The organism is Streptomyces sp. LBL (assembly GCF_029893585.1).
Taxonomy (GTDB): domain Bacteria; phylum Actinomycetota; class Actinomycetes; order Streptomycetales; family Streptomycetaceae; genus Streptomyces.
Genome location: NZ_JARXYX010000003.1, coordinates 276,072 through 288,432, shown reverse-complemented (window position 1 = coordinate 288,432; position 12,361 = coordinate 276,072). Strand labels below are relative to the sequence as shown.

The window sequence follows — 12,361 nt, the reverse complement described above, 5'->3', positions numbered from 1 at the left end:
ATCGGGCGGCAAACCGCAATTCTCGGCTTCCGAATAACGCGGGAGGCGGTGTGATTTTTCGGTTCGCGGATCTACCGCTGGATCCCCCGTTCGGGAATCTCCGGGCGTGGCCCCGGCCGCCGGGTCCAGTCCCGGTTCCAGTTGACCCACATGTCCCGCGCGGTCTGGTGCACCAGGGAGGCGCCGCGCTTCACTTCGGTGCCGTAGACCTGCACGGCTTCCCGGCCGACGAGCCGTGCCCCACCGGTGAAGTAGGCCCCCCGGACATGCCGTGGCGAGCGGTACTTGCCCCACAGCAGGATTTTCATGAGCGGCCAGAGGGTGAACACCCCCGCGGGGCAGCGGTCCTCGGGGTCGAGCGTGCCCCACACCGCCGGGACCAGTTCGCTCTCGCGCAGGAGGTCGTAGATGCGGGCGATCGCCTGATCTTTCGTCAACTCGCCTGACCCATAAGCCAGTACGGCGTCCCGTGCCTGATTGAAGAGCCGCTCGACCCACGGATTGTCGATTCCTTGGAGACCGCGATACGGCGGTGTCTCCAACGCGTCGAAACAGGCCGGGTCCTGTGTTTTCTCGAATGTCACGGCGACCTGGTTCTGGGCGTTGGTCCCGTAGAGCGTGGTGATGGTCCACACACGGTTCCAGGCGTTCCACAGGTCGAAGTCGTCGAAGGACAGATAACTGCAGGACACCAGGTCGTCGTAGAAGCGGAACATCCGCTTGATCCAGTGCTCCAGATAGGAGAACCGGGCGGTGTCGAAGTCGTCCTGGCGCACGGCCTTGATGAGCCGGTGGCTCAGAGCGTTGAGCGACATCACGGTCACCGCGAGTCCGCTGGAGAAGAGCGGGTCGATGAAGTCACTCGCGTGCGGCAGCAGGCACCAGCGGTCGCCGACCACCGTTCGCGAGGAGAACTGGGTGCGATCGGTCGACGTGTACGGCCGTACCGCCCGCGCGTGCTCGAACTGCCGGGCCACGCTGGGAAACCGCCGTACGTGGGTCCAGAACTCCTCCTCCGCGGACACCCCTTCGGGGCGCGGGTACCGGTCGAGGTCGAGGTTGAGGCCGACGCTGCACAACTCGCTGGTGCCGGCGGTGTGGTTGTCGAACGGGATCACCCAGAACCAGCCGCCCCCGAACAGATGGTGGAGCGTGCCCTGGCTGAACGGGCTGGGCATCCCGTGCTGTTCCCGCGGCGGCGCCACGGTGTCAAAGGGTTTCACGTCGACCATGTGCGTGAAGATCGTGCGCGACCGGGTCCGGTACGGAGGATCCTGCCGAAGCCCCAGCCGCTCCGGGAGCAGCGCCCGCATCCCGCCGGCGTCGACCACGTACGAGGCCTGGAAGGTGCCCCTCTCCCGGGTGACCAGGGTGACCCCGGCCTTGTCGAACTTCACGTCGTCGACGACGGTGTGGGTGTGGGCGGTCGCCCCGTACGACACGGCGACATGGAACATGTAGGCGTCCACGTCCTGCCGGAAATAGTGCGAGTCGGGCCCCAGCGGCGGCCCCCACGTCGGGTACTGGGTGCACTCCTCGGCGCGGGTGGGCTCCCCTTCGCGATGGTGGACGAAGCTGAAGTTGCGCTTGATCCCGCAGTTCGACGACACGTGGCGGCGCAGCGCACCGTGGGTCGCCAGGTGCTCGATCTCCGGGACGTCGTAGCGGCGGGCCAGGACCCGCAGTCCGAAGGTGGTCTCGGGGACGGTGGACTCGCCGATGGCGAACCGGGGGTGGCCGCTTCCTTCCAGAAGCAGCACCCGCACGCCGTGGCGCGCGAGAATCGCCCCGAGCATGGTCCCGCCGATGCCGCCACCGACGATGGCGACATCGAAAACACGCTGGTCCTCTTGCACGTCTGCGGTCCTTTCCGGACGGGGAAGAGCGAGTGGCCGGGTGGGAGTTCAGCGGGCGGGTGAGGACGCCGGCAGCGCCCTCCGCACTCCGTCGGCGGCCAGTCGCGCGGAGAACGAGAAGGCGAACCAGGGTGTGGCGGCCAGCGACGCCAACCGTCGTCGCTCACCGGGGACTTGGCTGCTGCCTCGACCGGTGACATCCAGCCAGGCACCGAAGTGCAGCAACCGCTCCTCGGGCCCCGCACCGGGCGCGGGTGACGTCCGCATGTGCGCGCGGACCGCACGGGTCAACACCTCGCGCCGCCCCGCGTCCACCCCGCGCCCGCGCAGGAACCGGTCGAGCAACTCGGCCGAACGGGACGGGAATCCGCCGCGTGCGACCGGGGCGTTCCCGGTCAGCCCGGTGTCGTGGAACACCGCGGCGGCCAGCAACCCCGCCTGGTCGTAGCCGATTCCGCGAGCCCGGGCCCGGGCATCGGCCAGCAGGAACACCCGCAGCGAGTGCACTGCGACGGAGGGCGGCAGCAGGCAGTGCAGCTCCCGCAGCGCCGCGTCCACCAGCGGGTCGCCGCGCAACTCCGCCAACGGCGGCTGGTCGAGCAGCGGTTGCCATGGTCTCGACGACATCTTGGGTGGAACACCGCGTCCTGCGGCCATGTGCTGTGCCCCCTCGCATATGCGCTCGGCTGATCCGTCCGGCTGATCCGCGTGGCTGATCCGCGTGGCTTTTTTGCGCGCCTGTCTCGTCTCTCTTTACGCGCGGGTTCCGATTCCCCCTGCCCGTGTCAGCAGGTCCCTTTGACCTTGGCCGATCTTCGCCCTTTCATTCTCGAACGTGGATGCGGGAGAGCAAGGGAAGCCTGGGAAGTCGCAGTTGAGAAGCAGGGCACCGCCTTCTGTCCCATCGGCGTTTATCGGTCAGTCACCAGCGCGAAGTCCGGCGCGCAGTAAGGGAGATGTGCTCCGGGCGCACTCTCCGGTGCCCCTTTCGAGGGAGTTCTCCACTGGACCCGGCGGGGCAGTCAGCACACCGTGATCGCTCTGCTGAACGTGCACGAACGCCCGCTCCCCGCCGCGCCGGAGGCCGTCGGCGCGCTGATCGACTCCCTGGGCGGAGAGAAGGACCGGCTCTGGCCGCCGCACTGGCCTCCCGTCCGCTTCGAACGGCCGTTGGCCACCGGGGTGTCCGGCGGCCACGGTCCGGTGCGGTACGTGGTCAGTCACTACGTACCGGGCCAGTGGGTGCGTTTCCGGTTCACCGGCCCGAGCGGCTTCGGCGGCTTCCACGAGTTCAGCGTCGAGCCCCTCGGCCCGGGACGTGCCGTCCTGCGTCACACCCTGGTGCTCCGCCCGCGCGGAGTGTGCTGGCTGGGCTGGCTGCTGTTCTTCCGCCCGCTGCACAACGCGACCTTCAGGCACAGCCTCGACAGCGCCGAGTACGCCCTCACCGGCCGGGTGGTCCGGCCGGTCCGGTGGAGCCGCTACGTACGCCTGCTGCGCGCCCTCGCCGAGAGGATGGTGCCGCAGTGGGCCCTATGACGGTGGGCGGGTGTTGCCGGGGCGCTCGGGAGGGAAGGTGCAGCACTCGGTCGCCTTCATCGGCGTGTGCGGGTCCTGGCCGACGCCGGCCCTCGGCCGACCTGCAAATGCCGCTTGCCCGAGCCGAGAACCACGGGCGTGAAGAGGCCCGCAGGGACGCGCCTGCGGATCCCGTCAGCGGCTGCCGTCCAGGATGACGCGCGCGACCAGTGCCGGATCGTCGTTCATCGGGCAGTGGCCGCAGCCGGGCAGCCGTACCAGCCGAGCCCGGGGGATGAGCCGCTTGGCCCGCACACCCTGGCGCGGCACCAGCAGGAAGTCGCGTGTGCCCCAGGCCAGGGTGACCGGGAGGCCGGGGATGTCGTCGGTGAACTGGACTGTCGCACCGGCCCGGAGGGTGTCGGCGAAGCCCGTCGCCCGCGCCAGCGCCAGCGTCTCCGCGACCACGGCCTCGGGCGCACGACGGCTCGGGCGCGCGTAGATGGTGCTGGTCAGGGCGGCGCGGCCGGCCGCGGTACGGGCCAGCCGCTCGACCAGCGGGAGCGGCAGCCGCTCGGCTATCCGCCGCATGGCCAGGAGCACGCCGAAGGCGTAGCGCCGCTCGGACCGCGTCCAGAACCCGGCCGGCGACAGTGCCGTGGCCGACCGTACGAGCCGCTCCTTGGCGAGTTCCAGGGCGAGCAGCCCGCCGAGCGAGTTGCCCGCGACGTGCGGCCGGTCGAGCCCCAAGGTCTCGCAGAAGGCGCCGAACACGGCGGTGGTCGTGCGCAGGTCGTACGCCAGGCCCGCCGGCAGGCCGGGGGAGGCGCCGAACCCCGGAAGGTCCACGGTGATCACGTCGCGCTCGGCCGCCAGGATGTCCACCACCGGGTCCCAGGCCTGCCGGTGGTGCCCGATCCCGTGCAGCAGGAGCAGGGGTTCCCCGCTGCCCGCGCGCGTGTAGGAGACGGTGACGGGCTGGGGGCCCTGGGGGGAGGGCACTTTGAAGGACACGGTGGTCGCGGACATGCGGATGCTCCTCGGCGGGGACTCACTGACGAACACGGAGTAGACAGCTTGTCAGCAATTACTACTGGCGGGTAGCCCCTTGTGCGCCCCCGGTTGCGCCCCGTTGCGCCCCTGGGGGGCGACGCGCGCCGCAATCGCCTGGACAGGGCCGCGTGACTCGGTTGGGATGGAGCCGTGACCACCGACACCCTGACCGACGTGTTCGAAGCACACCGCCCCGTCCTTCTGGGCGTCGCCTACCGCATGCTCGGCCGCGTGGCCGACGCCGAGGACGTGGTGCAGGAGGCGTGGCTGCGCTGGGTGGCCGCCGACCGCAGCGAGGTGCGCGAACCGCGCGGTTACCTGGTGCGCGTCACCACCCGGCTCGCCATCGACCGGCTGCGCCGACTGAAGGCGCGCGGCGAGACCTACATCGGCCCGTGGCTGCCGGAGCCGTACGTCACCGAATTCGGGGACACCGTGCCCGACACCGCGGAACGAGCGGTGCTCGCCGACACCGTCTCCCTCGCCCTCCTCGTCGTCCTGGAGTCGCTCTCGCCGCTGGAGCGCGCGGTGTTCGTCCTGCGGGAGGCCTTCGGTTACCCGTACGCCGAGATCGCCGCCATGCTCGACCGGGGCGAGCCCGCCGTGCGCCAGGTCGCCGGGCGGGCGCGTCGGCACGTCGAGGAGCGGCGCCCCCGCTACGAGGTCGACCCGGCCCAGCGTCGCGACCTCACCGAGCGGTTCCTGGCCGCCGCGGGACAGGGTGACCTGGAGGGGCTGCTGTCCCTGCTCGCGCCGGACGTCCGTCTGGTCGGCGACAGCGGCGGCAAGTCCAAGGCGCCGCTGCGGGTCCTGGAGACGGCCGACAAGGTGGGCCGCTTCCTGCTGGGTGTCGCCGAGAAGGGTGTCTCCGACCCGTCCTTCCGCTTCCTGGAGCTCAATGGAGGCCCCGCGGTCCTGGTCCTGTCCGGCGACCAACCCGACTCGGTCTTCCAACTGGACGTCCTGGACGGCCGCATCCAGTCCGTCTACATCATCCGCAACCCGGACAAGCTGCGCCCCCTGGCCGCCGTCTGAAGCCCGTCCGCCCCCGCGAAGCCCCCTCGAACGCGCCGCCCGACGGGGGCTTCGCCGACGTGTCACCAAGGCCGTGCCGTGCGAACGCTCCGTGAACACTCGGCTGCGATCCGTCCGGATGGCGCCCAAAGGATCAAGGATTGGTCTTGACCAAGGGTGGGGGCCGCCCTAAGGTCGCAGAGAAGTGCAACAACCTTTAATAAACAAGGGCGCTAAAACGCCCCGGACCACGGCGATTGCGGAGGACAGGGTGGGGACCACGCAGCTCGAATCGGTACCGGAGCCGAAGTACTGGCACCTCAAGACCGTGCTCAGTGAGGCACTGGACACCGAATTCACGGTGGGCGAGATCCTGCCCAACGAACGCGACCTCGCCGCCCGCTTCGGCGTCGCGCGCGCCACACTCCGTCAGGCGCTGGAGCAACTCGAACTCGAGGGCCGGCTGCAGCGCCGCCGCGGCGTCGGTACGACCGTCGCCCCGCCGCGCGTGGGTGTGGCCGTCGGCACGGAGCAGCACGCCTGGCCGGGCGCGGCGGGGGATGTCTGGCAGCCCGTCGACTGCGCCCTGGAGATGCCGCCTGCGGCCGTAGCCGCCGCGCTGGAGACCGGCGAGCAGCCCGTGCACACGGTGCGCCGCTCCCGCACGACCCACGGTCAGCCGGTCGCCGCCGAACTGCTCTACATCGCCCCGTCGTCGGTGCCCGAGCTCTCCGCCATAGACGCGCCGGCCGGTGCGGCACGCGCGCGTGCCGTGCTGCGCGAGCTGCACCGGCTGGAGCTGGAGGGCCAGGAGAACGCCGTCGAGCTCGGCTCCGCCCGCGCGGACGACGCCAAGGAGCTGGACCGGCTTCCCGGGGCGCCCGTGCTCGTCGTCACCACCCGCTACCTCGCCGACGGCCGCACCGCCGCGCTCTCCGTCGCCACCTACCGCGCGGACACCTGCCGGCTGACCTTCGGGGACTCCGGCGGCGTGGAGATCCACCAGGACCCGGAGCGCCGGGCGTCCTGAACGCCGTACCACCACAGCGAAGGCGCCCCGGGAACGCTCCCTGGGCGCGCGCGTGTCGCCGGCGCCCTTCTCTGCTTCGGCGTCGGCTTCCTTGCTTCGCCGGCGCCGACTTCCGGCGCCGACATCCGACCGGTCCCGTCGGCACCAGGAGCCCGGTGAACTCCGTCAGTGCCGGAAGGCCCCCGGGTCCCTCGGCACCTGCCGCACCTGCCGCACCTGCGGTAGCCTCGCGCGCTGCGCGCCGCCCCGACCGGCGTCATGGGCGGGGCAGTCACCGGCGGGCCGTCACCGTGCCCTCCACCGCGAACAGTTGCTCCTCCACATGGTCGAGGGCCAGCCGCAGGGCGCCGGTCGCGACGGCCGCTTCGCCCAGGAGGGAGAGGGCGACCTTCGGAGGCCGCAGGCAGTAGCGGTCCAACTCCCGCCGCAGCGGCTCCAGTACGCCGTCCAGGCCGGCCGCCCAGCCGCCGATCACGACACGTTCCGGGTCGAGAGCCAAAACCAGTGCCGCCACGTCGTGCACCAGCCGTTGGATGAAGCGGTCCACGGCCGCACGGGCCCGCAGGTCGCCCTCCCGGGCCCGTGCGAAGACCTCGGCGACCGCTTGCTCGTCGAGCGGGTGCAGGGGCTCGTCCGTGGTGGACAGCAACGTCTCCGGCGTCGCCTCCCGGCCCAGCAGATGCAGCGCGCCGATCTCCCCGGCGGCCCCGCCGTACCCCCGGTGCAGCCGTCCGCCGATCAGTGAGCCGGCGCCGGGACTCAGCCCGGCCAGCACGAACACGACGTCGTCGGACTCGGTCGCGGCGCCCTTCCAGTGCTCGGCGACGGCCGCGGCGTTGGCGTCGTTCTCCACCAGGACCGGGCACTTGAAGGAGCGGCTGAGGCGCTCACCCAGCCGCAGTCCCGTCCACTCGGGCAGCGCGGTGCCCAGCCGTACTGTGCCGTCCGCCTCGACGATCCCCGGCGTGCCGACCCCCACGGCCCGCAGCGAGCCGCGTGCGACCCCGGCTCGGCGCAGCAGATCGGCCACCGCGGTTCGCAACCGTTCCAAACGCTCGTCGGCGGACGCCGTCTCGTCGACGTCCTTGGACTGCCCGCCGATCACCCGGCCGTCCAGGTCGGACAGGAGCGCGGCGACGCGATGCGCCCCGATCTCCAGGCCGAGCAGATGCCCGGCCTCGGCGCGGAACCGGAACCTGCGCGCGGGCCGCCCCTGCCGACGGACGACGCTCTCGTCGGCGGCCTTCTCGACGACGTACCCCGCCTCGATGAGCCCCTCGACGACGCCCTCGACCGTCGGCCGGGACAGTCCCGTCACCCGGGTGATCTCGGTCAGCGTCGCGCAGTCCGTGGCGCGCAGCGCGTGCAGCACCACCGTGGAGTTGATCCTCCGCAACAGCGAGGGGTCCCCTCCGGTCAGCCGCCCCAACGTCCGTCCTCCCAGCTCGTGCGCGTGTTGGGCGGATCGTACTCGGCGCAGGGGGTCCCGGCGAGTGCCGGGACGCGTGAGGACGCCGTCCGACGCCACCGACGGGACGAGGACAGAAACGACCGGACACCACCGACCGGGCGAAAACAGAGGCGACCGAACACCACGGACCGGACGAGGTCAGAGGCAATCCCACACCACGGACCGGACGAGGTCAGAGGCAATCCCACACCACCGAACGGAAGAGGGACAGAGGCAATCCGACGCCACCGAACGGGTTCCGTCCGGTGCCGACCGCGCGCAACCGGCGACGTCTGACCCTCCCCCTCGGAACCCGTCAGCCAGGCGCCACGAACCCCGACTCGTACGCCGCGATCACCGCCTGGGTGCGATCCCGTGCCCCCAGCTTCGCCAGGACGGAGCTCACGTGCGACTTCACCGTCTCGGTGCCGACGAACAGCCGGGCGGCGATCTCCGCGTTCGACAGTCCCCGGGCCATCAGCCGCAGTACCTCCGCCTCCCGCTCGGTCAGCCGGGCCCGCGCCAGCACCTCCCGGGCCGCCCGGTTGCCGTCACCGTCGCCGTACTCGGCGGCGAGTCGCCGTACCGACGCAGGGAACAGCAGTGACTCACCCTCGGCGACCAGCCGTACCGCGTGCACGATCTCGGCCGGCCGGGCCCGCTTCAGCAGAAACCCGTCAGCGCCGGCCCGCAGCGCCTCGTACACGTACTCGTCGTTCTCGAACGTCGTCACCACGAGGATCTTCGGCGGCTCGGCGACCGTCCGCAGCACCGCGCGCGTGGCCTCGATCCCGTCCAGCAGCGGCATCCGTACGTCCATGGCGACCACGTCGGGCCGCAGCTGCCGTACCAGCGGGATCACGGCCGCCCCGTCGGCCGCCTCCCCGACCACCGAGATGTCCGGCTGCGCCTCCAGCACGGCCCGCAGACCCGCGCGGACCAAGGGTTCGTCGTCGACGAGGAGTACGGTGACCGGCATCCGGCCAGCGTAGATCAGCGCAACGGCAGCTCCACATGTACCTGCCAGTCGCCGTCGTCCGGACCGGTTCGCGCGCGTCCCCCGAGCAGAGCCGCGCGCTCGCGTATGCTCCGCAGCCCGCTGCCCCGTCCGGGTCCCGGTATCGCTGCGGTGAGCGGATTGCGCACCTCCAGGTCGAGCGTGGCGTGGCCGACGGAGACACGGACGTGGACGGGGACCGCCCCCGCGTGGCGCACCACGTTCGTCAGCGCCTCCTGCAGGATGCGGTACCCCTCCCGGGAGACCGGACCCGCAACGGTGTCCAGGGGACCGGTCAGTTCGGCGTCCACCTTCGCGCCGGAGATCCGGGCGGACTCCAGCAGCCGGTCGGCGTCCGTCAGTGTGGGCCGGCTGCTCACGGGCCGCTTGGACTCCCGCAGGATGCCGAGCACGCGCTCCAGGTCCTCCAGCGCGGTCCGGCCGGTCTCCTCGATGGCCTCCAACGCCCGGTCGGTGAACGCGGGATCGCCGGCCGTGCGCGCAGCGCCCGCCTGCACGACTGCCACCGTCAGGGCGTGCCCGATGGAGTCATGCAGCTCACGGGCGATCCGGGTGCGCTCCAGGAGCTGTTCCGTGCGTTCCTCCAGGGCGGCGAGCCGCTCCACGGCCGACGGACCCAGGAACCGGAACGCGAGGGCGGTGATCAGCTCACCCAGGCCGACCACGAACCCGTACAGCGCCACCAGGGGGAGCGGCACCAGAAACACATACGCCCAGTGCGGCGTCGCCTCGCGCAGTACCGGCACGTCCGGGGTCGCCGTCCCTGAGGCCAGATCCGCCAACGCGAGGGACAACAGCGGCAGCCAGACCGTTCCGAACGCCGTCAACCCGCCCAGCACCATGCGCACTTCCAGCCACAGCACGGTCCGCAGCCGGTCCCGCCAGGTCGCCGACAGCGCCACGGAGATCTCCTGGCTCCGCTCGCCCGGCGTCAGCAGCAGCCGCGCCTGCACTCCCTCGCCACGGCGCACGGCCGGGATCAGTCCGACCGGCAACAGTGCGAGCGCGGGCACCCACGGCGTGGACATCTCGACCCACATCCACACACTGACGACCAGCATCGGCACCCACAGGTGCAGCAGACGCGTGTAGGTCGTCCCCCGAAGCAACGGGCGCAGAAGGCGGGCCATTGCGCCATCGTGGCAGCCGCCACTGACAATAGGCCTCCCTCGCACGGGGGAGCGGAACTCCACCGACGGGGGAGGCCCCGACCCGGCAGCGGTGGCCAGGCTTCTGCCATGACCAGCATCGACGTCCAAGCCCTCACCAAGGAGTACGGCACCCGGCGTGCCGTGGACGCCCTCAGCTTCCGTGTCCTGACCGGCAGGGTCACCGGCTTCCTCGGCCCCAACGGCGCCGGCAAGTCGACCACCATGCGGCTCGTCCTCGGCCTCGACCGGCCCACCTCGGGAACGGCCACGATCGGCGGCCGTCCCTACGCCACGTTCCGCGAACCCCTGCGCCACGTAGGCGCGTTGCTCGACGCGCAGGCCGCCCACGGCTCCCGCACCGCACGGAACCACCTGCGCGCCCTGGCCGCGAGCAACCGCATCCCGTTCACCCGGGTCGACGAGGTGCTGGAGCAGACGGGGCTCACTTCGGTGGCGCACCGCCGGGTGAAAACGTACTCCCTCGGCATGCGCCAACGCCTCGGCATCGCCGCCGCCCTGCTGGGTGATCCCGAGGTGGTCCTGCTCGACGAGCCCTCCAACGGCCTCGACCCCGAAGGCATCATCTGGATCCGCGGGTTGCTGCGCCGCCTCGCGGGGGAGGGGCGCACGGTCCTGGTCTCCAGCCATCTGATGAACGAGACCGCCTCGTTCGCCGACCACCTCGTGGTCCTCGGCCGGGGACGACTGCTGGCCGACACCTCGCTGCGGGAGTTCATCGACGCGCGCGTGCGGCCCTGCGTACGCGTCCGGACCGCCGATGCCACCGCACTCAGGAACGTCCTCGCGGCCCACGGTCACGACGCCGTGCAGCACGAGGACGGGCACTGGAGCGTGCCGGACGCGCGCGTGGACGACATCGGACGCCTCACCTCCGCCGCGGCCGTACCGATCCTCGAACTCGCCGCGGAAGAGGCCACGCTGGAACAGGCCTACCTCGATCTGACGGCGACAGAGACCGAGTTCACCGCACCACCCCAGGAGGCCTGACCATGACGTTCGTTCCCGTGTTCCACTCGGAGTGGATCAAGATCCGTACCCTGCGGTCGCTCATGGGGACGCTGTGCGCGGTCCTCGTCGTGACGGCGGCCTTCTCCGCGCTGGCCGCGCTCGACGCCGGCGAAGAAAGGTTCGACCCGCTGTTCTCGGCGTTCTTCGGATTCAACTTCGGGCAGTTGGCGGCGATCGCGTTCGGCACGACGGCTGTCTCGTCCGAGCTCCAAGAGGGTTCGCTGCGGGGCGCGCTGACGGCGGTGCCCCAGCGGGGCCGGTGGTTCGCGGCCAAGGTGATCGCGATCGCCGCCCCGTCCCTGGCCGTCGGCCTGATCACGGGCGGTGCGAGTCTGGCCGTGGGCAGAGCCGCTCTCGGAGCCGACGCGCGTGGGCTCAGCTGGGCCGAAGGGGCGCGGGGTGTGGTCGGCTGCGGTGTCTACCTCACGCTCATGGCCCTGTTCGCCGCCGGGCTCACCGCCCTGCTGCGCAACGGCGTCGCCACCCTGAGCATCCTGATCCCGTTCCTGCTCATCGTCTCCTTCGTGGTCGGGGACGTGTCGGCCGGTGTCGCCGACTACCTGCCCGACCGGGCGGGCCAGGTGGTGTTCCACGAGACCTGGGACGGCTCCCTCGGCCCCTGGACCGGCCTGGCGGTGACCGCGCTCTGGACGGGCGCCGCACTGCTGGCGGGGGCGTGGAACCTGCACCGACGGGACGCGTGACGGCGTCAGGACCTGACGCGCCGCCAATGTCAGTGGCGGCCGCTTTACTGGGGCACATGGACAGCGCGAAGTACCTCGCCAGGATCGACTCGCTGTGCACCGGGGATCTCACCGCGGCGCACGGCGGGTCGGACGTGCTCATGGCGGGATCCCATGACCGCATCGTGTCGTTGGAGCTGCGCTCCGCGGTATGGACCGGCGACGCGGCGCAACGGGTGCGGACCGTGGAGGACTTCCACGCTCTCAAGGACCACTTGGCGGTTCTTCTGGACACGCGCTGGGGTGCGCGGCGACCGTGGTGGATGGGGACGCTCGTGGTCCGCATCGACCGCGGCGAGCCGATATCGGAACCCTGGGCGACCTGCAGCACCCTGGTGGACGACCTCGACCTGTGGCAGCCGACCGGCACGGGCCGCTGGCTGGCCCTCGGTGTCCTGGAGGGCGAAATGGACGACGAGGTCCACCTCCTCGCACTGGTCACCGACACCGCCCCACCGTGATCACTGTCACCAACCTCCGTGGAAAGAACAGCTGGTCC

General features: G+C 71.3%; 12 protein-coding genes. 6 read left to right on the top strand and 6 right to left on the bottom strand.

Going from position 1 to position 12,361, the window contains the following annotated elements; all coding sequences use genetic code 11:
- Positions 1 to 71: 71 nt before the first annotated feature.
- On the bottom strand, positions 72 to 1,856 hold the full coding sequence (locus M2271_RS05240) for a tryptophan 7-halogenase (RefSeq protein ID WP_280885909.1): 1,785 nt from the start codon (positions 1,854 to 1,856) through the stop codon (positions 72 to 74).
- Between the two features lie 48 nt (positions 1,857 to 1,904).
- Positions 1,905 to 2,483 (bottom strand): hypothetical protein, encoded by a 579-nt coding sequence (locus M2271_RS05235; protein ID WP_280885908.1) that lies wholly within the window; start codon positions 2,481 to 2,483, stop codon positions 1,905 to 1,907.
- Between the two features lie 405 nt (positions 2,484 to 2,888).
- Between M2271_RS05235 and M2271_RS05230 the strand changes: the two genes are divergently transcribed.
- Positions 2,889 to 3,395, top strand: a complete 507-nt coding sequence (locus tag M2271_RS05230; protein WP_348539142.1) for an SRPBCC family protein — start codon at positions 2,889 to 2,891, stop codon at positions 3,393 to 3,395.
- A 174-nt stretch (positions 3,396 to 3,569) separates the two neighbouring features.
- On the opposite strand, the gene M2271_RS05225 is transcribed toward M2271_RS05230, so the two are convergent.
- A complete protein-coding gene (locus M2271_RS05225) occupies positions 3,570 to 4,403 on the bottom strand; it encodes an alpha/beta hydrolase (RefSeq protein WP_280885907.1) in 834 nt (277 codons plus the stop codon).
- Between the two features lie 174 nt (positions 4,404 to 4,577).
- Between M2271_RS05225 and M2271_RS05220 the strand changes: the two genes are divergently transcribed.
- Complete coding sequence (locus M2271_RS05220; RefSeq protein WP_280885906.1) at positions 4,578 to 5,462, top strand: RNA polymerase sigma-70 factor; 885 nt, start codon at positions 4,578 to 4,580, stop codon at positions 5,460 to 5,462.
- A gap of 250 nt (positions 5,463 to 5,712) precedes the next feature.
- The gene (locus M2271_RS05215; RefSeq protein WP_280885905.1) at positions 5,713 to 6,471 is read left to right on the top strand and encodes a GntR family transcriptional regulator; all 759 of its coding nucleotides are present in this window, start codon (positions 5,713 to 5,715) and stop codon (positions 6,469 to 6,471) included.
- Positions 6,472 to 6,742: 271 nt separating this feature from the next.
- On the opposite strand, the gene M2271_RS05210 is transcribed toward M2271_RS05215, so the two are convergent.
- From M2271_RS05210 to M2271_RS05200, 3 genes are all read right to left on the bottom strand, one after another.
- Positions 6,743 to 7,900, bottom strand: a complete 1,158-nt coding sequence (locus M2271_RS05210; protein ID WP_280885904.1) for an ROK family protein — start codon at positions 7,898 to 7,900, stop codon at positions 6,743 to 6,745.
- A 337-nt stretch (positions 7,901 to 8,237) separates the two neighbouring features.
- Complete coding sequence (locus M2271_RS05205; protein ID WP_280885903.1) at positions 8,238 to 8,900, bottom strand: response regulator transcription factor; 663 nt, start codon at positions 8,898 to 8,900, stop codon at positions 8,238 to 8,240.
- 14 nt (positions 8,901 to 8,914) lie between these two features.
- Positions 8,915 to 10,069 (bottom strand): histidine kinase, encoded by a 1,155-nt coding sequence (locus M2271_RS05200; RefSeq protein WP_280885902.1) that lies wholly within the window; start codon positions 10,067 to 10,069, stop codon positions 8,915 to 8,917.
- A gap of 108 nt (positions 10,070 to 10,177) precedes the next feature.
- Between M2271_RS05200 and M2271_RS05195 the strand changes: the two genes are divergently transcribed.
- The 3 genes from M2271_RS05195 to M2271_RS05185 are packed head-to-tail and all read left to right on the top strand — an operon-like array spanning position 10,178 to position 12,323.
- On the top strand, positions 10,178 to 11,098 hold the full coding sequence (locus M2271_RS05195) for an ATP-binding cassette domain-containing protein (protein WP_280885901.1): 921 nt from the start codon (positions 10,178 to 10,180) through the stop codon (positions 11,096 to 11,098).
- A gap of 2 nt (positions 11,099 to 11,100) precedes the next feature.
- A complete protein-coding gene (locus M2271_RS05190) occupies positions 11,101 to 11,823 on the top strand; it encodes an ABC transporter permease subunit (RefSeq protein WP_280885900.1) in 723 nt (240 codons plus the stop codon).
- Between the two features lie 56 nt (positions 11,824 to 11,879).
- Positions 11,880 to 12,323 (top strand): hypothetical protein, encoded by a 444-nt coding sequence (locus M2271_RS05185; RefSeq protein ID WP_280885899.1) that lies wholly within the window; start codon positions 11,880 to 11,882, stop codon positions 12,321 to 12,323.
- The last annotated feature ends 38 nt before the right edge of the window (positions 12,324 to 12,361 follow it).

Coding starts and splice junctions, on each gene's coding strand:
- M2271_RS05205 (WP_280885903.1), bottom strand. CDS start 8,900: ATGCCGGTCACCGTACTCCTCGTCGACGACGAACCCTTGGTCCGCGCG.
- M2271_RS05200 (WP_280885902.1), bottom strand. CDS start 10,069: ATGGCCCGCCTTCTGCGCCCGTTGCTTCGGGGGACGACCTACACGCGT.
- M2271_RS05195 (WP_280885901.1), top strand. CDS start 10,178: ATGACCAGCATCGACGTCCAAGCCCTCACCAAGGAGTACGGCACCCGG.
- M2271_RS05235 (WP_280885908.1), bottom strand. CDS start 2,483: ATGTCGTCGAGACCATGGCAACCGCTGCTCGACCAGCCGCCGTTGGCG.
- M2271_RS05185 (WP_280885899.1), top strand. CDS start 11,880: ATGGACAGCGCGAAGTACCTCGCCAGGATCGACTCGCTGTGCACCGGG.
- M2271_RS05225 (WP_280885907.1), bottom strand. CDS start 4,403: ATGTCCGCGACCACCGTGTCCTTCAAAGTGCCCTCCCCCCAGGGCCCC.
- M2271_RS05190 (WP_280885900.1), top strand. CDS start 11,101: ATGACGTTCGTTCCCGTGTTCCACTCGGAGTGGATCAAGATCCGTACC.